21 protein-coding genes are annotated in these 21,568 nt (G+C 76.5%); 14 read left to right on the top strand and 7 right to left on the bottom strand.

What is annotated here, in order from left to right; all coding sequences use genetic code 11:
* The first annotated feature begins 71 nt into the window (after positions 1-71).
* On the top strand, positions 72-3,170 hold the full coding sequence (locus EPD83_RS02480) for an ATP-dependent helicase (RefSeq protein ID WP_128366275.1): 3,099 nt from the start codon (positions 72-74) through the stop codon (positions 3,168-3,170).
* The gene (locus EPD83_RS02475) at positions 3,167-6,487 is read left to right on the top strand and encodes an ATP-dependent helicase (RefSeq protein ID WP_165566166.1); all 3,321 of its coding nucleotides are present in this window, start codon (positions 3,167-3,169) and stop codon (positions 6,485-6,487) included. The genes EPD83_RS02480 and EPD83_RS02475 overlap by 4 nt, the downstream gene beginning before the upstream one ends.
* On the opposite strand, the gene EPD83_RS02470 is transcribed toward EPD83_RS02475, so the two are convergent.
* Entirely contained in the window at positions 6,453-7,559 is a 1,107-nt protein-coding gene (locus EPD83_RS02470) for a phosphotransferase (RefSeq protein WP_128366874.1), read from the bottom strand. The two genes, EPD83_RS02475 and EPD83_RS02470, sit on opposite strands and share 35 nt — an antisense overlap.
* 41 nt (positions 7,560-7,600) lie before the next feature.
* On the opposite strand from EPD83_RS02470, the gene nudC reads away from it, so the two are divergent.
* Positions 7,601-8,524 (top strand): NAD(+) diphosphatase, encoded by a 924-nt coding sequence (gene nudC, locus EPD83_RS02465; protein ID WP_235950300.1) that lies wholly within the window; start codon positions 7,601-7,603, stop codon positions 8,522-8,524.
* Positions 8,525-8,534: 10 nt separating this feature from the next.
* On the opposite strand, the gene EPD83_RS02460 is transcribed toward nudC, so the two are convergent.
* Complete coding sequence (locus EPD83_RS02460; RefSeq protein ID WP_128366876.1) at positions 8,535-8,786, bottom strand: mycoredoxin; 252 nt, start codon at positions 8,784-8,786, stop codon at positions 8,535-8,537.
* A gap of 78 nt (positions 8,787-8,864) precedes the next feature.
* Here EPD83_RS02460 and EPD83_RS02455 point away from each other — a divergent pair, with 78 nt between their 5' ends.
* The 7 genes from EPD83_RS02455 (at position 8,865) to EPD83_RS02430 (ending at position 13,036) form a co-directional block, all read left to right on the top strand.
* Positions 8,865-10,982, top strand: a complete 2,118-nt coding sequence (locus tag EPD83_RS02455) for an ATP-dependent DNA helicase UvrD2 (RefSeq protein ID WP_128366877.1) — start codon at positions 8,865-8,867, stop codon at positions 10,980-10,982.
* Between the two features lie 159 nt (positions 10,983-11,141).
* Positions 11,142-11,393: a hypothetical protein gene (locus EPD83_RS02450; protein ID WP_128368594.1), complete on the top strand. Its 252-nt coding sequence runs from the start codon at positions 11,142-11,144 to the stop codon at positions 11,391-11,393.
* 249 nt (positions 11,394-11,642) lie between these two features.
* Positions 11,643-11,930, top strand: a complete 288-nt coding sequence (locus tag EPD83_RS02445) for a WhiB family transcriptional regulator (protein ID WP_128368595.1) — start codon at positions 11,643-11,645, stop codon at positions 11,928-11,930.
* A gap of 47 nt (positions 11,931-11,977) precedes the next feature.
* Positions 11,978-12,109 (top strand): hypothetical protein, encoded by a 132-nt coding sequence (locus EPD83_RS20835; protein ID WP_268951186.1) that lies wholly within the window; start codon positions 11,978-11,980, stop codon positions 12,107-12,109.
* Entirely contained in the window at positions 12,106-12,261 is a 156-nt protein-coding gene (locus EPD83_RS02440) for a hypothetical protein (RefSeq protein ID WP_164896868.1), read from the top strand. Before EPD83_RS20835 ends, EPD83_RS02440 begins: the two co-directional genes overlap by 4 nt.
* Positions 12,249-12,839 carry an HhH-GPD-type base excision DNA repair protein gene (locus tag EPD83_RS02435; RefSeq protein WP_165566165.1) on the top strand — a complete coding sequence of 197 codons (591 nt, stop codon included), beginning with the start codon at positions 12,249-12,251 and terminating at the stop codon, positions 12,837-12,839. Before EPD83_RS02440 ends, EPD83_RS02435 begins: the two co-directional genes overlap by 13 nt.
* Positions 12,836-13,036 carry a hypothetical protein gene (locus EPD83_RS02430; RefSeq protein ID WP_128367496.1) on the top strand — a complete coding sequence of 67 codons (201 nt, stop codon included), beginning with the start codon at positions 12,836-12,838 and terminating at the stop codon, positions 13,034-13,036. The genes EPD83_RS02435 and EPD83_RS02430 overlap by 4 nt, the downstream gene beginning before the upstream one ends.
* 6 nt (positions 13,037-13,042) lie before the next feature.
* Here the strand turns inward: EPD83_RS02430 and EPD83_RS02425 are convergent, their stop codons facing one another.
* Positions 13,043-14,401: an ABC1 kinase family protein gene (locus EPD83_RS02425; RefSeq protein ID WP_128367497.1), complete on the bottom strand. Its 1,359-nt coding sequence runs from the start codon at positions 14,399-14,401 to the stop codon at positions 13,043-13,045.
* A gap of 177 nt (positions 14,402-14,578) precedes the next feature.
* Between EPD83_RS02425 and EPD83_RS02420 the strand changes: the two genes are divergently transcribed.
* Entirely contained in the window at positions 14,579-16,504 is a 1,926-nt protein-coding gene (locus EPD83_RS02420; protein ID WP_128367498.1) for a hypothetical protein, read from the top strand.
* A gap of 14 nt (positions 16,505-16,518) precedes the next feature.
* On the opposite strand, the gene EPD83_RS02415 is transcribed toward EPD83_RS02420, so the two are convergent.
* Both EPD83_RS02415 and EPD83_RS02410 read right to left on the bottom strand, forming a co-directional pair.
* Positions 16,519-17,079 (bottom strand): hypothetical protein, encoded by a 561-nt coding sequence (locus EPD83_RS02415; protein WP_128367720.1) that lies wholly within the window; start codon positions 17,077-17,079, stop codon positions 16,519-16,521.
* 90 nt (positions 17,080-17,169) lie between these two features.
* Complete coding sequence (locus tag EPD83_RS02410) at positions 17,170-17,331, bottom strand: DUF5679 domain-containing protein (RefSeq protein WP_164896608.1); 162 nt, start codon at positions 17,329-17,331, stop codon at positions 17,170-17,172.
* 196 nt (positions 17,332-17,527) lie between these two features.
* On the opposite strand from EPD83_RS02410, the gene EPD83_RS02405 reads away from it, so the two are divergent.
* Positions 17,528-18,076 carry a M48 metallopeptidase family protein gene (locus EPD83_RS02405; RefSeq protein ID WP_235950299.1) on the top strand — a complete coding sequence of 183 codons (549 nt, stop codon included), beginning with the start codon at positions 17,528-17,530 and terminating at the stop codon, positions 18,074-18,076.
* Here EPD83_RS02405 and EPD83_RS02400 read toward each other — a convergent pair.
* Both EPD83_RS02400 and EPD83_RS02395 read right to left on the bottom strand, forming a co-directional pair.
* Positions 18,023-18,613 carry an NUDIX hydrolase gene (locus EPD83_RS02400; protein ID WP_128367721.1) on the bottom strand — a complete coding sequence of 197 codons (591 nt, stop codon included), beginning with the start codon at positions 18,611-18,613 and terminating at the stop codon, positions 18,023-18,025. The two genes, EPD83_RS02405 and EPD83_RS02400, sit on opposite strands and share 54 nt — an antisense overlap.
* Positions 18,610-19,977, bottom strand: a complete 1,368-nt coding sequence (locus tag EPD83_RS02395) for a zinc-dependent metalloprotease (protein ID WP_165566164.1) — start codon at positions 19,975-19,977, stop codon at positions 18,610-18,612. The genes EPD83_RS02400 and EPD83_RS02395 overlap by 4 nt, the downstream gene beginning before the upstream one ends.
* 100 nt (positions 19,978-20,077) lie before the next feature.
* Here EPD83_RS02395 and EPD83_RS02390 point away from each other — a divergent pair, with 100 nt between their 5' ends.
* Positions 20,078-20,512, top strand: coding sequence for a molybdenum cofactor biosynthesis protein MoaE (locus EPD83_RS02390; RefSeq protein WP_128367285.1), 435 nt, complete (start codon positions 20,078-20,080; stop codon positions 20,510-20,512).
* A complete protein-coding gene (locus EPD83_RS02385) occupies positions 20,509-21,561 on the top strand; it encodes a YlbL family protein (RefSeq protein WP_128367284.1) in 1,053 nt (350 codons plus the stop codon). The genes EPD83_RS02390 and EPD83_RS02385 overlap by 4 nt, the downstream gene beginning before the upstream one ends.
* Positions 21,562-21,568 lie beyond the last annotated feature (7 nt).

Here is a 21,568-nt window from a genome sequence, read left to right as displayed (position 1 = left end):
GCGGAAGGGACCGACCGGCACGCCGGGCGGGTGGGCGGGGCCTGTCGGACCCGCGTGGTGCAATCGCTGACGTGCTGGTCCTGCGTCGCCCCGAGACCGCGACGACGGCCGCCCCGGACCTCGACCCGGCCCAGTGGGCCGCCGTCGCCGCCGGCGCACCCGTCGTCCGGGTCCTCGGCGCGCCCGGCACGGGGACGAGCACGGTGGCCGTCGAGCGGGTCGTGCGCACCGTCCACGAGGGAGCGCCGGCGGACGCCTGCCTGCTGCTCGCACCCACCCGCGTCGCCGCCGCCCGCCTGCGCGACGTCGTCACGGCGCGGCTCGGCGGCACGACGACCACCCCGCTGGCCCGCAGCCACCAGTCCTTCGGCTTCGGCCTGCTGCGCGAGGCGGCGGCGCTCGCGGGCGACCCCGCCCCCCGGCTGCTCGGCGGGCCGGAGCAGGACGTCGTCCTGCGCGAGCTCCTCGCCGGCCACGAGAGCGGTCAGACCCCCGCACCGCCGTGGCCCGCGTCCGTGCACCTCGCGCTGCCCACCCGCGGGTTCCGCTCCGAGCTGCGTGACCTGCTCATGCGCGCCCTCGAGCTCGGGCTGCACCCCGGCGACCTCGACGCCCTCGGCCGGGCGCACGACCGGCCCGAGTGGTGCGCGGCGGCGGTCGTCCTGGGCGAGTACGAGGACGTCACGGCGCTGGCCGCCCCCGGGGCCTGGGACCCCTCGACCATCCTCACCGCCGCCGCCGACCTGCTCGAGGAGGACCCCGACGCCCTCGACCGGCTGCGCGCACGGCTGCGGCTCGTCGTCGTCGACGACGCCCAGGAGCTCACCCCCGCGGCCCAGCGCCTGCTGGCCGTCGTCACCGGCGGCGGCGCCGTCCCGCTGCTGCTCGCCGGCGACCCCGACGCCGCCACCCAGACCTTCCGCGGCGCCGACCCCCGCCTCTTCCTCCGGGCCTGGCCCGACGCCGAGCAGCACGTCCTGCGCTGCGGGCACCGGTCCGGCGGGGCCCTGGCCGCCGCGGCGGCCCGGGTGGTCGGGCACGTCGGCGTCGTCGGGGGCGTCGCCCACCGGTCCCCGGACCCGGTGTCCGCCGGGCCGGCGCAGGTCGAGGCGCACCTGCTGCGCACCGCGGCCCAGGAGTCCGCCTTCGTCGCCGGCCTGCTGCGCGAGTCCCACCTGCTGCACGGCGTCCCGTGGTCGCGGATGGCCGTCGTCGTCCGCGGCGGCGCGCGCACCGCCACCCTGCGCCGGGTGCTGCGGACCTCCGGGGTGCCCTTGGCCGCGTCCGACACCGACGTGCCGGTGCGCGACGAGGTCGCCGTCCGGCCCCTGCTCGCGCTCCTGCGCTGCGCCCTCGACGTCGCCGCGGGGGCGGAGGCCCTCGACCCCGAGGTCGTCGTCGACGTCCTCGGCTCCCCGCTCGGCGGCGCCGACGCCGTCGGGCTGCGTCGCCTGCGCCGGTCCCTGCGACGCCTCGAGCTCGACGCCGGGGGCGGGCGCACCAGCGACGCCCTCCTCGCCGAGGCCGTCCTCACCCCCGCCGCCCTCGACCACGTCGGCCCCGAGGCCCACCCCGCCCGCCGTGTGCACCGCGTCCTCGCGGCGGCGCTCACAGCGCTGCGCGAGGGCGAGGGCGTCGAGGAGGTGCTGTGGGCCATGTGGAGCGCGTCCGGCCTGTCCGGGCCGTGGCGCGAGGCCGCCCTGGCCGGCGGGTCCGCCGGCTCGCGGGCCGACCGCGACCTCGACGCCGTCCTCGGCCTGTTCGACGCCGCCGCCCGCTTCGTCGACCGGCTGCCCGGCGCCCGGCCCGCCGACTTCCTCGACCACCTGCTCGGCCAGGACGTCGCCGGCGACACCCTCGCCGACCGTGCTCCCACCGGGGAGTCGGTCACCCTGCTCACCCCGGCGGCCGCCGCCGGACGCGAGTGGGACCTCGTCGTCGTCGCCGGCGTCCAGGAGGGCGTGTGGCCGGACCTGCGGCTGCGCGGCTCGCTGCTCGGGTCCGCCGACCTCGTCGACGTCGTCGCCGGCCGCGACCTCGGCCCGCGCGCCGCCCGGGCCCAGGTGGCGCACGACGAGACCCGGATGTTCCACGTCGCCGTCACCCGGGCGCGCCACCGGCTCGTCGTCACCGCCGTCCGCAGCGAGGACGAGCAGCCCTCTCCCTACCTCGACGTCGTCGACCCCCGCAGCGAGGCCCGGCCCTTCACCGACGTCCCGCGCCCGCTGACCCTCACCGGCCTCGTCGCCGAGCTGCGCCGGTCGGTCCTCGACCCCGACCCGGCGGTCCGCGGCGCGGCGGTCACGACCCTCGGCCGGCTCGCCCGGGCGGGCGTTCCGGGCGCCGACCCCGCCCGCTGGTGGGCGCTGCGCGCGACGACCGACGACCGGCCGCGCCGCGCCGACGGGGTGGCGGTGACGGTGTCGCCGTCGATGGTCGACCGCTTCGGGCAGTGCGGGCTGCAGTGGCTGCTGCGCGCCAGCGGCGGCGACGGTCCGTCGATGGGCGCCCAGGACATCGGCACCCTCGTCCACGAGGTCGCCCACGACCTCGGCGACGTCGACGCGCCGGCCTACGCCGCCGAGCTCGAGGCGCGCTGGGGCCGGCTCGGCCTGCCGCCGGGCTGGCTGTCCCGCCGCGACCTCGCCCGGGCCACGGCGATGACCGAGCGGCTCGCCACCTACCACCGCGAGGCGAGCGCGGCCGGGTGGCGCCGGGCCGGGTCCGAGGAGCGGATGCGGGTGGCCCTCGGCCGGGCCGTCGTCGCGGGCACCGTCGACCGGATCGAGGTCGGCCCGCACGGCACGGTGCGCGTCGTCGACCTCAAGACCGGCTCGCGCAAGCCGACCACGGACGAGCTCGCCCGCCACGGCCAGCTCGGCGCCTACCAGCTGGCGGTCGACGACGGCGCGTTCGCCGCGCACGGCACCGGGTCCGGCGGTGCCGCGCTGCTCCAGCTCGGCAAGGCCGCGAACTCCCGCACCACCCTCCAGGTCCAGCCGCCGCTGGCGAAGGACCCCGAGGACCCCGGCTGGGCCCGCGACCTCCTCGAGCGCACGGCCGACGGCATGGCCGCCGCGGCCTTCGTCGCCACGCCCTCGCGCGAGGTGTGCGGCACCTGCCAGGTCAAGGACTCCTGTCCGGCCCGCCCCGAGGGGAGGCGGCTGTGACCCTCACCCCGACCCGGACGCCCGCCGGCCTGCGCTGGTCCGCGGCCGACCTCGCCCGTGCGCTGGACCAGCCGCACGCCCCCACCCCCGAGCAGACCGCCGTCATCGAGGCGCCGCTGCGGCCCCTGCTCGTCGTCGCCGGCGCCGGTTCCGGCAAGACCGAGACGATGGCGGCCCGGGTCGTCTGGCTCGTCGCCAACGGCCTGGTCCGCCCGGACGAGGTGCTCGGGCTCACCTTCACCCGCAAGGCCGCCGGCGAGCTCTCCGAGCGGCTCGCGGCCCGGCTCGCCACCCTCCGCGAGGCCGGGCTCTGGCAGCCCGAGGACGAGTCCGGCGCGGCGGTGCTCGACGACACCCCCACCGTGTCCACGTACCACGCCTACGCCGGGCGCATCGTCCGCGAGCACGGCCTGCGCCTCGGGGTCGAGCCCGAGAGCCGGCTCCTCACCGAGGCCGCGGCCTGGCAGTTCGCGCACGACGCCGTCGTCGCCTGGGACGGGCCGATGGACGCCGTCGACAAGGCCGAGTCCACGGTGACCACGGCCGTCGTCGACCTCGCCGGGGAGATGGCCGAGCACCTCGTCGAGCCCGCCGACGTCGCCGCCCACCTCGCCGAGGTCGTCGAGACCCTGGACGCGCTGACGAGGCCGGACGGCTCGCGCAAGCGCACCAACCCCATGCGCGACACGGTGCAGGTCCTGCGCCAGCGCGCGGCCGTGGTCCCGCTCGTCGCGGCGTACCACGACCTCAAGCGCTCCCGCGACGCCATGGACTTCGCCGACCGGATGGCGTTCGCCGCCCGGCTCGCCACCACCGTTCCCGCGGTCGGCGCCGCCGAGCGGGCGCGGTTCCGGGCGGTCTTCCTCGACGAGTTCCAGGACACCTCCGAGGCCCAGCTCCAGCTGCTGCGGGCCCTCTTCGTCGCCCCCGGCGAGCCCGTGACGGTCACCGCGGTCGGCGACCCGCACCAGTCCATCTACGGCTGGCGCGGTGCGTCGTCGACGACGCTGGACCGCTTCCGCTCCGACTTCGTCGACCCCGAGCCCGCCCGCGTCCTGCCGCTGTCGACGAGCTGGCGCAACGACCGCGCCGTCCTCGCCGCCGCCAACGTCGTCGCCGGGCCGCTGGCCGCCACCACCCGGGTGCAGGTCCGCCCGCTCGCGGAACGCCCAGGCGCCGGCCCGGGGCACGTGGCGGTCGCCCGGCTCGACACCCTCGAGGACGAGGCGCGGCACGTCGTGCAGTGGCTCGCCGCCCGGCGCGAGCGGCCGGGCCGCCGGACCGCCGCCGTCCTCTGCCGCAAGCGCTCGCAGTTCGACCCCGTCGTCGAGGCCCTCGAGGCCGCGGGCGTCCCCTACGAGGTCGTCGGCCTCGGCGGGCTGCTGCACACCCCGGAGGTCGCCGACCTCGTCGCGCTGCTCCACGTCGTCGCCGACCCGATGCGCGGGGACCGGCTCATGCGGCTGCTCACCGGCCCCTCCTGCCGGCTCGGCGCCGCCGACCTCGACGGCCTCGGCGAGTGGGCGCGGGTCAGCGGACCGGGCCGCCGCCCGCCGCGCGGCGCCGACCTCGCCCCCGACGCCAGCGACACGGTGAGCATCGTCGAGGCCCTCGACGCGCTGCCCGCGCCGGACTGGACCGGCCGGGACGGCCAGCGGCTGTCGGCGCCCGCCCTGGAGCGGCTGCACGGCCTGGGCGCCACCGTCCGCCGGCTGCGGGCCCTCGGCGGACTCGGCCTCCCCGAGCTCGTCGCCGAGGCCGAGGTCGCCCTCGGCCTCGACATCGAGGTGCTCGCCCGGCCCGGGTACACCCCCGGGGCCGCCCGCGCCCACCTCGACGCCTTCGCCGACGTCGCCGCCACCTTCGCCGCCAGCGCCGACCGGGCCACGCTCGGTGGCTTCCTGGCCTGGCTCGAGGCCGCGGTCGACGAGGAGCGCGGTCTCGACCTCGGCTGGGTCGAGGCCCGCCCGGACGCCGTCCAGGTGATGACGGTGCACGCCGCCAAGGGGCTGGAGTGGGACGTCGTCGCGGTCCCCGGGCTCGTGGAGTCCGCCTTCCCCGCGCACTCGGCCACCCGCTCCAGCGCTGGTGAGGAGGAGTGGGGGCACTCCGCGCCCCGCGACAGGGCCTGGCTCGTGGGTCTGGCCACCCTGCCCTACGACCTGCGCGGCGACCGCGACGGCCTGCCCCGCTTCGGCTGGTCCGACGGGCTCGACTGGGAGACCGCCGCCGAGGCCCACGACCGGTTCACCGCCGCCGCGGCCGAGCACGGCGTCGCCGAGGAGCGCCGCCTCGCCTACGTGGCGCTCACCCGGGCCCGCCGGGACCTGCTGCTCACGGCGCACGTGTGGGGCACGGCCTCGACCCCGCGCATCACCTCGCGCTTCCTCGAGGAGGTGCGCTCGGCCGCCGGAGCGTCCCTCGCCCCGGGACCGTGGGCGCCGATGCCGCCGGTGCAGGACCCCGCGCCGCAGAACCCCCGGACGGCCGGGACCGCTGCGGTGACCTGGCCGACGGCCGAGCACGTCGAGCGCCGGGAGCGGCTGCTGGCCCCGGCGCGCGCCGTCGCCGAGGCCGCGGCGCGGGCCGACCGCGACGACACCGGTGCACCGGACGACGACGGTGGGCCCCGCCGGCCGGGGCCCTGGGACGCCGAGCTGACGATGCTCCTCGCCGAGCGCGCCGGCCGCCGGGACGGCGGGGCCGAGGTCGCGCTGCCTCCGCACCTGTCCACCTCGGCCCTCGTCGCCCTCGCCGAGGACCCGGACGCCTTCGCCCTCGACCTGCGCCGCCCGGTGCCCCGGCCGCCGGCGCTCGCCGCCCGCCGCGGCACGGCCTTCCACGCCTGGGTCGAGGAGCACTACGCGAGGGCGGCCATCGTCGACCTCGACGCGCTGCCCGGCTCGGCCGACGACGACGGCGGCGACGAGGACGTGTCCCGCCTCCGCGAGGCCTTCCTCGCCTCGGAGTGGGCGGGCCGCACCCCGGTCGAGGTCGAGACGAGCGTCGAGACCGTCGTCGACGGCATCGCCGTGCGCGGCCGCATCGACGCCGTGTTCGAGGACCTCGACGCGCAGGGCGAGACGGTGTGGACCGTCGTCGACTGGAAGACCGGACCTCCCGCGACGGGGGAGCGGGCGCGGGCCCGGGCCCTGCAGCTCGGCGCCTACCGGCTGGCCTGGGCCCGGCTGCGCGGGGTGGACCCCGAGCGGGTGCAGGGGGCGTTCTTCCACGCCGCCACCGGGGAGACCGTCCGCCCCGACCTGCCCGACCTCGCGGGGATCAGCCGAGTCCTGTCCGCCGCTCGTCCGCGCTGACCTCGTCCGGGCCGTCGACCTCGTCCTCGACCTCGGGGAGCACGTCGTCGTCATCGTCGTCGACGACGAGCTGCGGCGGCGGCTTCTGCCGGTCGCGGACCGTCGCCGGCGCCAGTGAGGTGCGGCGGTAGTCGTCGCTGCCGTCGTCGACGTGCACCTCGTCGTCGAGGCGGCGCAGCTGGGTGGCGAGGACCTCGACCGCGGCCGGGTCCTTGCGGGCCAGGGCGTCCATGAGCCGGGCCAGCAGCCCGAGCTCGGCCCCCAGCCGGGCCCGGACGAGGAGGTTGGCGTCCGGGCGCTCGACCCGGTGGTGCGCGTACGCCTCGAGGACGGTCTCGACGGTCTGCAGCGGCGCCTCGGACACCAGCGCCCGGAAGTCGTCGGCGGGGTCGGCGACCTTCGCGTCCTCCCACCCGGTGAGCCCCTTGACCGTGCCGGTCGCGGCGTCGCGCTGGTCGCGGAAGACGGCGAGCACCTGGTCGCCGGTGAGGTCGCCGTGCACCGGCGTCGTCGCGAACCGCCACAGGGTGACGTCCTCCAGCGCGGTCTCCCAGCGGGTGAGCAGGCTGGTCGGCACCCGGCCGGTCTCGGCGGCGCGGTCCAGCTCGGCGAGACGTCGGGTGCGGTAGGCGTCGGCGTCGTACGTCGGCATCCCGGCCTCCTCGAACAGCGCCGGGTCGATGTTGTGCAGCGCCGCCAGCGCCTGCCCGAGCCCGACGGCGAGACCGCGACCGGCCGGCAGCTCGGAGAGCTCGAGCGGGTCGCCCGGCAGGTAGGGGTAGACCGCCGCGCGGCCGCCCTCCTCCAGCTGGACGAACCCGCGCGGGACGGGGACGGCGAACGGCAGCCGCCGGGCCAGCAGCCCGAGCAGCCCGACCGCGCGGTCCATCTCGGCACCGGCGACGTCGGAGCGGGGCGCGCGCACCACCCAGCGCCGGTGCTCGGCGTCCTCGACGAACGCGACGTCGAAGGACTGGCCGGGCAGGCTCGGCAGCGCCTCGACGCTCACCGGGTCCAGCCCGGGGACCGCGGCGCTGGCGAGCGCCGCGAGGAAGGCGGGGCTGCGGTCCACTCCCCCACGGTATGCCGCGGGGCCGCCGTAGGCTGGGAGCCGTGGCCCGTGCCGAGCGATCTCTTCCCGCGGTGTCGCTGACCATCCCGGCGCTCGACCGCCGCTCGGACCTGCGCACCGTCGACCTGCTGCCCCGGCTCCTCGCCGACCCCGCCACCGCGGTGCTGCGCCTGCACGGCGACGCCGCACGGGTCACCCGTGACGGCGCCGACGCCCGCGTCGGGCTCGGGGCGCCCCGCCCGGACGACGCCTCCCGGCTCGCCTTCTACCTCGGGGAGGCCGAGGGCCGCCAGCACGTCGGCGTCGTCGACGACCCCGCGGGCGATGACGACGCCGGTCTGGACACGCTGCGCCAGGTCGGCGCCCACCTCGACCCGCTGGGGGCCTCGCTGTTCGCGACGACCCTGGCCCTGGCCAACTGGCACCGCACCCACGAGTTCTGCCCCCGCTGCGGCAGCCCCACCGTGCCGGTGCACGCGGGGTGGGTGCGCCGCTGCACCGTCGACGGCAGCGAGCACTACCCGCGCACCGACGTCGCCGTCATCATGTCCGTCGTCGACGACGCCGACCGCCTGCTGCTGGCGAACGGACGCGGCTTCCGCAGCGGCGGCATGTCGGTGCTCGCGGGCTTCGTCGAGCCGGGCGAGACCCTGGCCGCGGCGGTCGCCCGGGAGGTCGGCGAGGAGGTCGGCGTCGAGGTCGAGGACGTCGTCTACCTCGGCGACCAGCCCTGGCCCTTCCCGTCCTCGCTCATGGTCGGCTTCACCGCCCGGGCCCGCGGCACCGACCTGCGCCTGCAGGACGACGAGATCGCCGCGGCCCGCTGGTTCAGCCGGGAGGAGCTCCTCGCCGCCATCGCCGACGGCTCCGTGCACATCCCGGGGTCGGTGTCGATCGCCCGGCGGCTCGTCGAGCACTGGTACGGGGGACCGATCCAGGCCCCCGAGACGGTGTCGATGCGCTGAGGCGTCCGGACTAGCCGAGCCGGTCGACGACCTCGCCCGCGGACGGGTTCGTCGCCGTGGACCCGTCCGGGAAGACGACGGTCGGCACCGTGCGGTTGCCGCCGTTCACCGACTCCACGAACGACGCGGCGCCGTCGACCCGGTCGATGTCGACCTCGCGGTACTCGACGCCCTCCCGGTCCAGCTGGGTCTTCAGGCGGCGGCAGAAGCCGCACCACGACGTCGTGTACATCGTCAGGGTTCCGGCGGCGGGGGTGCTCATGGCGCGGTCAACGCCGCCGCCCGGCCGGCTCTTCCCGGCCGACCGGGTGTCGCCGGGGACACCTAGGATCGGGACACGATGACGAGCCTGCCCGTGCACCCCGGAGCCGACGCCGTCCTCGACGCCCTCGACCCCGAGCAGCGCGAGGTCGCGGCCCACCCCCGCGGCCCGATGTGCGTGCTCGCCGGCGCCGGCACCGGCAAGACCCGGGCCATCACCCACCGCATCGCCTACGGCGTCCTGTCCGGCGTCTACCAGCCCCAGCGGGTGCTCGCGGTGACCTTCACCGCCCGCGCCGCCGGCGAGATGCGCACCCGGCTGCGCGACCTCGGCGTCGGCGGGGTGCAGGCCCGCACCTTCCACGCCGCCGCCCTGCGCCAGCTGCACTACTTCTGGCCGCAGGCCGTCGGCGGGGCCGCCCCCGAGGTCATGCCGCACAAGGCGGGTGCGGTGGCGGAGGCCGGCGGCCGGCTCCGGCTGCGGCTGGACTCCCCGGCGGTGCGCGACCTCGCCGCCGAGATCGAGTGGGCCAAGGTCTCGATGCTCACCGCCGACACCTACGCCACGGCCGCCCGCGCGCAGCGCCGCGAGCCCCCGGCCGGGCTCGACGCCATCGCGATGGCCCGGGTCGTCGCGACCTACGAGGAGGTCAAGACCGAGCGCGGCGTCATCGACTTCGAGGACGTGCTGCTGCTCATGTCCGGCATCCTCGCCGAGCACGTCGAGGTCGCCCGGGTCGTCCGGGGGCAGTACCGCCACTTCGTCGTCGACGAGTACCAGGACGTCAACCGGCTCCAGCAGACGCTGCTCGACCAGTGGCTCGGGGACCGCGACGACGTGTGCGTCGTCGGCGACCCGGCCCAGACCATCTACTCCTTCACCGGCGCCTCGCCCCGGCACCTGCTGGCCTTCCGCGGCCGGCACCCGCAGGCGCGGGTCGTCGAGCTCGTCCGCAACTACCGCTCCACCCCGCAGGTGGTCGGCCTGGCCAACCTCGTCCTCTCGATGCCCGGCGGCGGCCGTCGCTCGGGGTCGGTCGAGCTGCGGGCCCAGCGCGGGGCGGGCGTCGACCCCGAGCTCGTCGTCGCCGACGACGACCCCGCCGAGGCCGAGCAGGTCGCCACCCGCATCGCCGGCCTCGTCGCCGACGGGCACTCGCCGGCCGAGATCGCGGTGCTGTTCCGCACCAACGGCCAGAGCGAGCTGCTGGAGTCGGCCCTCGCCCAGCGCGGCGTCCCCTATCTCGTCCGCGGCGGCGAGCGCTTCTTCTCCCGCAAGGAGGTCCGCGACGCCGTGCTCCTCCTGCGCGGCGGCGCGCGGACCGACGACGGCGAGGTGCCGCTGCCCGACCTCGTGCGCGACGTCCTGCTCGGCGCCGGGTGGACGCGGGAGCCGCCGACGTCCGGGGGAGCGGCGCGCGAGCGGTGGGAGTCCCTCGCGGCGCTCGCCGCCCTGGCCGACGACGTCTCCGCCGCGGACCCGGAGGCCCGGCTGCCCGGGTTCGTCCGCGAGCTCGACGAGCGGGCGGCCGCCCAGCACGCCCCGACGGTGCAGGGCGTCACCCTGGCCTCGCTGCACGCCGCGAAGGGCCTGGAGTGGGACACCGTCTTCCTCGTCGGCTGCTCCGACGGGCTGCTGCCCATCACGATGGCCGAGACGCCCGAGGAGATCGAGGAGGAGCGGCGGCTCCTCTACGTCGGCGTCACCCGCGCCCGCGACCGTCTCGTCCTGTCCTACGCCCGCTCGCGCACGCCCGGCGCCAAGGCCACCCGGCGCCCCTCGCGCTTCCTCGACGGCACCGGGTCAGTCCTCGGCGCGGCCGCCCGCAGCATCCCCAAGCGCCGCCGGAAGGAGGCCGCCGCCCGCACGCCGACCCGCTCGACGTGCCGCGTCTGCGGCCGCGACCTCGCGACGGCCAAGGAGCGCACCGTCGGGCGCTGCACCACCTGTCCGCCGTCGCGGGACGAGCGGCTCTTCGAGGCGCTGCGCGAGTGGCGGCTCGAGACCGCGAAGGAGAACGCCGTCCCCGCGTACGTCGTCTTCACCGACGCGACCCTCGAGGCCATCGCCGAGCGGGTACCGGCCGACACCGGCGAGCTCTCCCGGATCACAGGGGTCGGGCCGGCCAAGCTCGAGCGCTTCGGACCCGCCGTCCTGGGAATCGTCGAAGAATTTTCTGACGCCGAATCCGGCTGACGCGCAGTCGAACACACCGGGCTGCGGCACCGACGCCCCGGGTGGTCCCGGCAAATGCATTGCCCGCCGATCCAGCGGCGCAATACAGTCTCACCGCAGACACCTCGCGTGCCCCGTCCGGGGACGCGGCCGAGCGAGACCGAGTGAGGAGGGACCCCGATGGAGACCACGACGAAGACCGCCGCGGCGATGACCGCTGCCCGCGTGACGTGCGACGCCTGGTACGGGTCCAACACCGCTCACTCGGGCGATCTCTTCGCCCAGGTCCAGGGGCGCAGTGTGCCCGTCGTCGGCCTCGTGCCGATGCGTGAGCGCATCGCCGGCCTTGTCGGCGCCACGGCCGACGTCGCCGGTGTCGACGCCCCGGCCACCGGATCCGCGTACCCCCGCCTCGAGGGGCCACCCGTCTAGACGACAGGTAGCCACCACCTCGAGGCCGCGGATCCCACCGGGATCCGCGGCCTTTCTCGTGTCCGGATCTCCCACGAACCCCACCCACACCACCCGTCACGACGACACGCGAGGACCGAAGCGATGACGACCAGGAGCGAGCCGCGCGGCTGCGACCGCGACCGCCCACCCCATACCTCGTGCCTCACCGGGCGCGACGGATCGACCGAGCGCCACACCCGGCGCGCCCATCAAGGAGGTGACATCCCGATGCAGCTGACCGACCTTCTCGACCTGCACGAGACGTCCGTCGCCGACGGCGAGGGCATCCCGTGCCGAGAGAACGACGCCGAGGTGTGGTTCGCCGACACCCCCGACGGCGTCGAGTTCGCCAAGGCCCTGTGCCGCACCTGCCCGGTCCGGGAGACCTGCCTCGCGGGTGCGCTCGACCGGCGCGAGCCGTGGGGCGTCTGGGGCGGAGAGCTCTTCGTCCAGGGCGTCACCGTCGCCCGCAAGCGGCCCCGGGGCCGCCCCCGCAAGACCGACGTCGCGGCCTGACCGCGACGTGACCGACACCGCACGGACAGCACCGACAGGAGAACGACATGTACCACCGACGGATGCAGCAGGTCCGCCGCGTCGTGCACGAGCGCCGCGTCCACGAGACGCAGCGCCGCGCGCGCGAGGCCGCGAACCGAGAGCAGATGCGCGCGGTCGTCCACGCCGTCGTCCGATGAGGACCGGCAGCGACACCGCCACCCGCACCGCCCCCGGCCCCGCGTCGGGGGCGGTGCCCGCTCCGGCGCCCGCGCCGGAGCTGCGCGCCCGGGACTTCTGGCGCGCGGTCGCCGCGGACCTCGTGGCTACCCTGGTCCCGTGGCCGCGCTGACGATCGCCCAGGACCCCGCCGCCGACGAGGTGCTGAGCACCGACCCGTTCGGCCTGCTGACCGGGATGCTGCTGGACCAGCAGTTCCCGATGGAACGCGCCTTCGCCGGACCCGCGAAGATCCTCGAGCGGTTCGGCACCCTCGAGCCCGCCGCGCTCGCCGACGCCGAGCCCGAGGCGTTCGCCGACCTCTGCGCGACCCCGCCGGCCATCCACCGCTACGGCCGCTCGATGGCCGGGCGGGTGCAGTCGCTCGCGACGGTCGTCCGCGACGAGTACGGCGGGGACGCCAGCCGCATCTGGACCACGGCCGAGGACGGCCGCGAGCTCGTGCGACGCCTCAAGGCGCTGCCCGGCTTCGGGGACCAGAAGGCGCGGATCTTCGCCGCGCTGCTTGGCAAGCAGCTCGGGGTCCGGCCGGAGGGCTGGCAGGAGGCGTGCGGCGCCTACGCCGAGCCCGGCTCGTTCCGCTCGGTGGCCGACGTCGTCGACGCCGACTCGCTGCAGAAGGTCCGCGAGTTCAAGAAGGCCGCGAAGGCGGCCGCCAAGGCCGAGGCCGGGGCGACGTCCCGACCGTGACGGCGGGAGGGGAGGGGAGCGCCGCACCGACGTGCGCGTCGTGCGGCGCCACGCCGTCGGGCGAGGACGCGCTCGCCCGGGCCCGGCTCACCTGGAGCAGGGCGGTCGAGCGGGGCCGGGAGTCGTGGACCTGCCCCGACTGCAGCCGGCGCCATCTGCGGAGCATCGAGGGCAAGCTGGACCCCGCGTGGTGGTGACGACGCTCAGGCGGTGAGCGAGGGGTCCGGCGGGAGGCGGGACTCGTCGACGCCGGGGAGGTAGGCGCAGATCATCTCGCGCAGCGGCACCGTGCCGCCCACCTGGCTGAGGACGCCGATCCCGCCGAGCCACACCCGGTGGATGAGCAGGTAGCTCGGCGGCAGGTTGAGCTTGAGGCCGACGAGGAACTGCGGGCGCCGCGGGTCCTGGATCTGGTTCGCGGTGGCCCGCAGCCACTCCCGGGTGGGGGTGAACTGCTCGTGCAGCAGCGGCTCGAAGAGCGGCTCGAGGTACTCCAGCAGCCCCTGCGGGTCGATGTCGATGCTGCGCTTGATGAAGCCCTCCTGCCGCAGCAGGGTGACGAGCTCGTCCCCGTCCCCGGCGAGGGCGGCGGTGAGGAACTCGCCCATGGCCGCCGGCAGCCCCTCGGGCAGGCGGTTGACGGCCCCGAAGTCGAGGACGCCGAGCCGGCCGTCCGGGGTGATGCGGAAGTTGCCGGGGTGCGGGTCCGCGTGCAGCAGCCGGGCCCGGGTGGGGGCGCGCAGGTGGAACTCGAGGTAGAGGGTCGCGGCCTCGTCGCGCTGCTCGGGGGTGCCGTCGGCGATGATCCGCGCGAGCGGCGTCCCCTCGACCCACTCGGTGACGAGCACCTGCGGCGACTCGACGAGCACGTCGGGGACGAAGACGTCCTCGTCGTCGCGGAAGGCCCGGGCGAAGTGGCGCTGGTTGCGCGCCTCGAGCCCGTAGTCGAGCTCCTCGGACATCCGCGCGCGCAGCTCGTCCATGATCGGCTTGATGTCGATGCCGGGCACCCACGACCCCGCGACCCGGGCGACGCGCGAGATCTGGTTGAGGTCGGACAGCAGCGCCTTCCCGGCGCCGGGGTACTGGATCTTCACCGCGACCTCGCGGCCGTCGCGCCAGACCCCGCGGTGCACCTGGCCGATCGACGCCGCGGCCGCCGGGACGTCGTCGAACTCGACGAGCTTCGTGCTGGCCCACCGCGGCCCGAGCTCCTCGGCGAGGATGCGGTGCACCCGGTCGGCGCCCATCGGCGGCCCGGACTCCTGGAGCTTGGTGAGCGTGGCGCGGTAGGGACCGGCGAGCTCCTCGGGCATCGCCGCCTCCATGACCGACAGCGCCTGCCCGAACTTCATCGCGCCGCCCTTGAGCTGGCCGAGGACGGCGAACATCTGCTCGGCCGTGCGGGCCTGCAGCTCGGCGCTGACGACCTCCGCGGGCCGGCCGCCGACCCGCTTGCCGACGCCGAGGGCGGCCCGGCCGGCGTGGCCCAGCGGCAGCCCGGCCAGGCGTGCGGCGCGCGCGATCGAGGACCCGGGGATCTCTCTGTCGCGCTCGCTCACCCCTCCATTCTCACCGACGACCCGCCGTCCGCCGACACCCACCGTCGCAGGCGCGCCGCCGCCGTCCACCCCTGGCACCCGCTGGGCCCGTCGACCCAGGCGCGGCGACGCATCCGGGCCCCGGGTCGGGTGCGCGGACCCTGGGAGGGACGCCGCGGCGTTCCTAGGGTCGGTCGGGTGCCCCTGCTTCCAGGACCCGCCCACGGCCCGCGCCGTCGGGCGGTCGCCGGCGAGCGGGGCGCGGGGACGCTCGAGTACGTGGGGGTGCTCGTCCTCGTCGCCGTCGTCGTCGTGGCCCTCACCCCGCAGCGCGAGAGCGTCGTCTCGACCGCCCGGACCGCGTGGTGCCTCATCACCTCGGCCGGGGCGAGCACCGAGTGCGGTTCCGCGGCCCTCGCCCCCGCCCAGCCGGGCGGGCCCGGCGGCCCCGGCGGCCCGGGCACCGGGCCGGAGGACGCCCCGGACGACCCGACCCCGCCCACGACCGGTCCCGTCCCGCCGCCGGACCCGGAGAACCCGGACAACCCCGAGTGCCGGGACGTCCTGCCGACGAGCGGCCCGCTGGACTCCACGAGCTCGACCCGGGTGCGGGTGGGCTGCCGCGAGCTGTGGGTGCCGGAGCAGTGCGCCGAGCGGTGGCGCGCCTACGTCGGCGCCACGGCGGGGGAGGCCCGGGGTCAGCTCGCCGGACCGCTGGCCGAGTGCATCACGGCGGCGTACGACTCGATGGAGCCGACGTGCACGACGTCGTCGCGCTCCACGGTGACCCGCTCCGAGATGCGCTTCCTCTTCGTCCGCTTCGGCGGGTCCCAGGGGATGCTCGTCGAGCAGCTCGGCGACGGACGGGTGCGCATCCACCTCGTCGAGGGTGCCGAGACCGGCGGTGGCGCCTCGGGCAGCGTCGGCTCCTTCAGCTTCGACGTCGCGGGGCTCTCCGGCTACAGCACCGACTCCACCTACGAGTTCGCCGACCTGCGCGCCGCGCAGGACTGGGTCGACTGGTACGGCACCTACAGCAAGGCCAAGGCGAGGTACGACGCGGCGATGAACGCCGGGTGCCTGCGCTACTGCGGAGGCGCGCTCGGTCAGCAGCGCAAGAAGGCCAAGGAGGAGCTGGAGGCCGCGAGCAAGGACGAGCCGCCGCACCACGGCCTCGCCGAGGCGGACGCCCGCACCTCCAAGGTCACCCTCTCCGGGGGCGTCGAGCTGCCCCTGCAGAAGAAGGGGGACCGGGGCGAGGCCGGGGGAGCGCCGTCGGTGTCGGGCGACTACACAGGAGAGGTCACCGTCGAGGACCGCAGGTGGTCCGACGGCAGCCGGACCGCGACGTACACCTCCAGCGACGCCGGCGGCTTCCTCGTCGCCGCCAGCCTGGGCGGGAAGGGGCTGAAGAAGAACGACGACGAGAAGAAGAACAGCGGCGGGGGCGGCGCCGGCAAGGGTGGGGTGGGTGCGGCCTTCACCGGGAAGACGAGCACCACCGTCGCCTGGGGCAAGGACGGCGAGCTCTCCAAGCTCATCGTCGCCGTGGACGACCAGGTGCTGAAGGAGCTGTTCTCGGCTGGGGTCGACGTCGAGGCCACGCTGCCGTACGGCTTCGCCGTGAGCGGCGGCTACACCCACACCGAGAAGAAGGGCGAGGCCTCCGTCACCGAGCTCGTCCTGGACTTCACGCAGCACCCGGAGCTGCGCGAGGTGCTGGGGCCCCGCATCGACATGCTCTTCCCGCGGGACGAGGACGGGAACCTCAAGAAGAAGGACGTGCACATCGACGTCGACGAGGTGACCGGTGACGGCGAGATCCACGACGTGCTCGCCGAGTCCGCGAACGTCCGCCGGCTCGACTACGACGTCACCGAGACCGAGGACGGCGGCGAGATCGGCGTCGGCTTCAAGGGCATCGACCTGTTCAAGACGACGTGGACGACGGTCGAGAACGAGCGGGCGCTGTCCGGCTCCTCCTTCGAGATCACCGACGTCGAGGGCGACCGGCGGACGGTGTCCCCGACCCCGCGGTGCAAGGACGAGCCCTTCGAGACCCCGAAGGGCTACTACACGACCGACTTCTCCGACCCCCCGGCCGTGCCCGCCCGCGAGGTCTGAGCGGCCGGTCCCGCTCAGCCCACCCGCCGCAGCGCGAGACAGCGGCAGCCCGGGCGCGCGGACCAGACCCGGTGGGTGACGCTCGTCCCGCCGCGGCCGATCTCGGTGCTGATGCCGGCCACCTCGACGTCACCGCGCAGCACCGCGAGCACCGTCACCGTGGCCACCGCCGCGGCCAGGGTGAGCGCCCCCGCCCGCAGCAGCGGTCCCGGGGACGACGAGGCGGGGTCCGCGGCCGCGGCGTCACCCACACACGCGAGGCACGCCGACCGTCCGGGGACGACGAGCGGCCCGACGACCACACGCCCGTCGACGGCGACGAGGGGCAGGTGGGGGACGCCCGCCGCGTGCCAGGGCGCGAGCATCGAGGGGGTGGCGCCCCACGGGGCCGGCGGGACCTCGGCGACGAGGACGACGGCGGCCGGGGCGGCGGCACCCCCGGCGACCTCGAGCTCGGCGGCGTCGGCGGCGTGTGCCCCGGTCCGCACGGACACCCCGACCCCCCGCAGCTGGCTCGCGCACCGGGCGGCGAGCGGTCCCCAGCCGTCGACGACGACGCTCCCCACCCGGTCCATGGCACCCCCTGCGCGTCCGGTGCCATCCTGCCCGTCGCCCCGCGGCGGGGACGGGCGTCGTCCACAGGCCGCGGAGCGGTGGGGGCGGGCTCAGGCGGCGCCGAGGATGCGGCTCGTGCGCCGCCCGCAGGCCGGGCAGTCGGCCTTGACCATGCGCCGCCCGTTGGCGGTGACCTCGACCCGTCCCTCGGCCTCGTGCCGCGTCTTGCACCCCACGCAGTAGATCGGGCCCCTCCAGGTGTCGGCGGGCATCGGCGTCCTCCTCGTCCCTCCGCGCGGGCGACACACCGCCCGCGGGCCCGCCACCCGGCCGGCGGACCGCCCCACAGTAGCCCCGGCACCGGGCCCCGACGGGCCGCCGGCGACGACGTCCGCGAGGGCACCGTCCCGGGGGTCCCGCGGGTCACTCCGGCCCCACCGCACCCATCCCGGCCCGTAGAGTCGGCGCGTGGCCGCACCGGAGGTGGAGGTCCGCCGCAGTCGGCGCCGCCGCCGCACGGTCAGCGCCTACCGGGACGGCGGCCGCACCATCGTGCTCATCCCCGCCTCGTTCAGCGCCGCCGAGGAGGCGCGCTGGGTGGACCGGATGCTCGGCCGGCTGGCCCGCAGCGAGGCCCGGCAGCCGATGGACGACGACGAGCTCGCCGCCCGGGCCGCGCGCCTGTCCGAGCGCTACCTCGGCGGCCACCCCCGGCCCGAGAGCGTGCGCTGGGTGACGACGATGGAGAAGCGCTGGGCCTCGTGCACCCCCTCGACCGGTGCCATCCGGGTGTCCGAGCGCCTGCGCGAGGTGCCCGACCACGTCCTGGACTACGTCCTCCTCCACGAGCTCGCGCACCTCCTCGTCGGCGGTCACGGCCCGGCCTTCTGGCGGCTGCTCGCGTCCTACCCGCGGCTCGAGCGCGCCCGTGGCTTCCTCGACGGGCTCGCCCACGCCGCGGGGCTACCCCCGTCCGAGGAGCCCGAGGGCGACCCGGGACGCCTCGACCAGGCCTGACAGCTCGCCGGCCGTGCCGGGCGGCAGGTCCGCCACCGGCCACCAGCGCACGTCGAGGGACTCGGCGCTGACCCGCGGCTCGGCCCCGTCCGGCGCGAGCGCGGCGTAGCGGACGTCGAGGTGCTCGCGGCAGCGGGCGAAGTCGCCGTCCAGCACGTGCCGGTCCAGCTGCACCGGGTCCGGCAGCGGCTCGAGCCCGGCGATGCCGGACTCCTCACGGGCCTCCCGGGCGGCGGCGGCCCGGAGCGTGGCGTCACCCGCCTCCAGGTGCCCGCCGAACTGGAACCAGCGCCGGGCCCGCCGGTGGAGGGTGAGCAGCACCCGCGTCCCGGAGCGGTCGAGGACGAGGCAGGAGGCCGTGAGGTGCTCGGGGGGCCCGGCCTTGGCCACGCCGTCCGGGTGGGAGGCGAGGAAGGTGAGGTAGGCCCGGCGCAGCTCCTCCTGGGCGGGCTCAGCGGGGGCGTAGGCGTCCAGGACGCGGGTGGCGTCGGCGTACAGGTGGGCGTGGGCTCGGGCGACGTCGGCCGCCGCCGTCACCGCTCGCCCTCGCCGCGCAGCAGCGCGTCGAGCTCGGCGTCCAGGTCGTCGGTGCCGGCGGACCCCGAGCGCTCGACGTAGCCCAGGGGGTCATCGAGGTCGGCGGTGGACGGCGCGAGGTCGGGGTGGCGCCAGGCGGCGTCCCGGGCGTCCGCGCCGCCGGAGTCCTCCAGGGCCCGGAACAGGTTGGCGGCGTCGCGCAGCCGGCGGGGCCGCAGCTCGAGCCCGACGAGCGCGCCGAACGCCTTCTCGGCCGGCCCGCCCGACGCGCGGCGCCGGCGGACGGCCTCCCCGAGCGCGTCGGCGCTCGGCAGGTGCCCGGCGGTGGCGCGCTCGGTGACGACGTCGACCCAGCCCTCGACGAGCGCGAGCAGGGTCTCGAGCCGCGCGAGCGCCGCCTGCTGTGCGGGGGAGTGCTGCGGCGCGAACATCCGCCCCTGCACGGCCTCCTGCACGGCCTGCGGGTCCGAGGGGTCGATGGTGCGCACGGCCTCCTCGATGGCGTCGGTGTCGATGGTGATGTCGGAGGCGTAGTCGCGCACGGCCGCGAGCAGCCCCGGCGCGAGCCAGGGGACGGCGGCGAACAGGCGGACCCGGGCCACCTCGCGGACGGCGAGGTAGAGACGGGTCTGGGCCTCGTCGACCTCCAGTCCCTCGGCGAGCGCGCGCACCGCGGCGGGCATGAGGACGACGTCGGGTGCGGCGACGAGCGGCAGCGACACCTCGCAGCCGGTCAGCACCTCGCCGGCGAGCGTCCCGACGCCCTGGCCGAGCTGGAGGGAGAACATCGACCCGTGGATCCGGCGCAGCATCGGCCCGGCCTGGTCGAGCATGCCGGCCATCCCGGCGGGCAGCGCGTCCTCGGGCAGGTCCTCGAGCTGGCCCTGCATGATCGACCCGACGGCCTCGGTGACCCCCTCGGCGACGGGCTCGACGAGGTCGGCCCACACGGGCATCGTCGCCTCGACCCACTCGGCGCGGCTCCAGGCCAGGCCGCGCAGGGCGGCCCCGGTGAGGTCGGTGGCGCTGTCGAGCCACAGGCCGGCGACGTGGACGGCCTCCGCGGCGGCGCGGCCGTCGGCGTCCGTGGCCAGCGCGTCCCCGGACGCGGAGACCGTCTTGCGGGCGATGTCGGTGGCCATCGTGGCGTCGACCGCGGTGTCCGAGGCCGGGCCGGTGAACATGGCCTGCACCTGGCCCATGACCATCTGCAGCATCTGCGGGTCGACCCGGTCCAGCCCCATGCCCTGCATCATCTGCGCGAGCTGCGGGTCGAGCTCCCCGCCCCCGGTGAGGCCGCGCAGGACCTGCTCGATCTCGGGCGGCAGGTCCGGGGTCTCGTCGTCGTCGCCGTGGTCGGGCATGGCCGGCCTCCTGCACGTCGGGTGAGAGGATGTCGTGTCGTACGTACCCAACCACGGGCGCGCGTGAATCGTTCCGCCGCCCCGGTGCCCGAGGAGCCCCATGGCCACCGATGACGCCGCGGTCGCGCTCGTCGCGATCCGTGACGAGCCGCTGTCCGTCGACGAGGCGCTCGGCGCCGTCCGCCACCCCCGCTGCGGCGGGGTGGCCCTCTTCGTCGGCGTCGTGCGGGACCACGACCACGGGGAGTCCGTGTCCGGCCTGGACTACTCCGCGCACCCCAGCGCCGAGGCGACGATGCGCGAGGTGTGCGAGCAGGTGCTCGCCTCCTCCGAGGCGGTCCGGGTCGCCGCGGTGCACCGCACCGGGACCCTGGAGGTCGGCGACCTCGCCGTCGTCGTCGCCGCGGCGGCCCCGCACCGCGGCCAGGCCTTCGACGCCTGCCGGGCGGTCATCGACACCCTGAAGTCCCGCACGCCCATCTGGAAGCACCAGACGCTGGGCGACGGGTCGGCCGAGTGGGTCGGCCTCCCGTGAGCGGACGCGGCTCCCGGGCCGCGGCGGCGGCCCTCACGACGACCTTCGTCCTCGTCATCGTCGCCGCGGGGCTGACCTTCGTCGGGCTGCCCTACGTCGTCCTCTCGCCCGGCCCGGCGACGAACGTCCTCGGCGACGTGGGCGGCAAGCCGGTGCTGTCGGTGTCCGGCGCGAAGACCTACCCGACCGGCGGCGCCCTCGACTTCACGACGGTGGCCTTCGACGGCGGTCCGGGGCGCACGGTGACCGTCTACGACCTCGCCCGCGCCTGGCTGCGGGACGACACCGACACCGCCCCGGAACGGCTGTACTTCCCCCCGGACGCCACGGCCGACCAGGTCCAGGCCGAGAACGCCGAGATGATGAACGAGTCCCAGGTCACGGCGGCCGCGACGGCGCTGCGGGCGCTGGGCCGGACGGTGACGACCCGGGTGGCCGTGGCCAGCGTCCCGGCCTCCTCGCCGTCGGCGGGCAAGCTCGAGCCGGGCGACGTCGTCCTCGACGTCGACGGCGCGAAGGCCACCGACGTGCAGGCGGTGCAGCAGGCCGTCACGAGCCGCAGCCCCGGCGAGGACGTCGCGGTCCGGGTCCGGCGCGACGGCACCGCCCGGACGGTGACGGTGCGGACGGCGGACGTCCAGGGCCGCACCGTCGTCGGGGTCGTCCTGCGGACCGACTACGACCTGCCGGTCCAGGTGACCCTCAACACCGGCCAGGTCGGGGGACCGTCGGCGGGGCTGATGTTCTCCCTCGCGATCTACGACGTCCTCACCCCGGGCGAGCTCACCGGGGGCCAGCGCATCGCCGGCACGGGGACCATCGAGGACGGCGGCGCGGTCGGGCCGATCAGCGGCGTCCGGCAGAAGATGGTCGGGGCCCGCGAGGCCGGGGCCCGCTGGTTCCTCTCGCCCGCCGGCGACTGCGACGACGCCGTCGGCCACGTCCCCGACGGGATGACGCTGGTCAAGGTCACGACCTTTGAGGACGCCCGCACCTCGGTGCAGGCCATCGCCGACGGCGACACCTCCGGCCTGCCCCGCTGCGGCTGAGCCGCCC

This window comes from Phycicoccus flavus (assembly GCF_004025965.2).
Classification (GTDB): Bacteria; Actinomycetota; Actinomycetes; order Actinomycetales; family Dermatophilaceae; genus Phycicoccus; species Phycicoccus flavus.
Note: the sequence above shows the minus strand (reverse complement) of the source record. Positions and strands in the feature narration are given on the sequence as shown.

Coding starts and splice junctions, on each gene's coding strand:
- EPD83_RS02460 (WP_128366876.1), bottom strand. CDS start 8,786: ATGAGCACCCCCGCCGCCGGAACCCTGACGATGTACACGACGTCGTGG.
- EPD83_RS02455 (WP_128366877.1), top strand. CDS start 8,865: ATGACGAGCCTGCCCGTGCACCCCGGAGCCGACGCCGTCCTCGACGCC.
- EPD83_RS02450 (WP_128368594.1), top strand. CDS start 11,142: ATGGAGACCACGACGAAGACCGCCGCGGCGATGACCGCTGCCCGCGTG.
- EPD83_RS02445 (WP_128368595.1), top strand. CDS start 11,643: ATGCAGCTGACCGACCTTCTCGACCTGCACGAGACGTCCGTCGCCGAC.
- EPD83_RS20835 (WP_268951186.1), top strand. CDS start 11,978: ATGTACCACCGACGGATGCAGCAGGTCCGCCGCGTCGTGCACGAGCGC.
- EPD83_RS02440 (WP_164896868.1), top strand. CDS start 12,106: ATGAGGACCGGCAGCGACACCGCCACCCGCACCGCCCCCGGCCCCGCG.
- EPD83_RS02415 (WP_128367720.1), bottom strand. CDS start 17,079: ATGGACCGGGTGGGGAGCGTCGTCGTCGACGGCTGGGGACCGCTCGCC.
- EPD83_RS02410 (WP_164896608.1), bottom strand. CDS start 17,331: ATGCCCGCCGACACCTGGAGGGGCCCGATCTACTGCGTGGGGTGCAAG.
- EPD83_RS02395 (WP_165566164.1), bottom strand. CDS start 19,977: ATGCCCGACCACGGCGACGACGACGAGACCCCGGACCTGCCGCCCGAG.
- EPD83_RS02390 (WP_128367285.1), top strand. CDS start 20,078: ATGGCCACCGATGACGCCGCGGTCGCGCTCGTCGCGATCCGTGACGAG.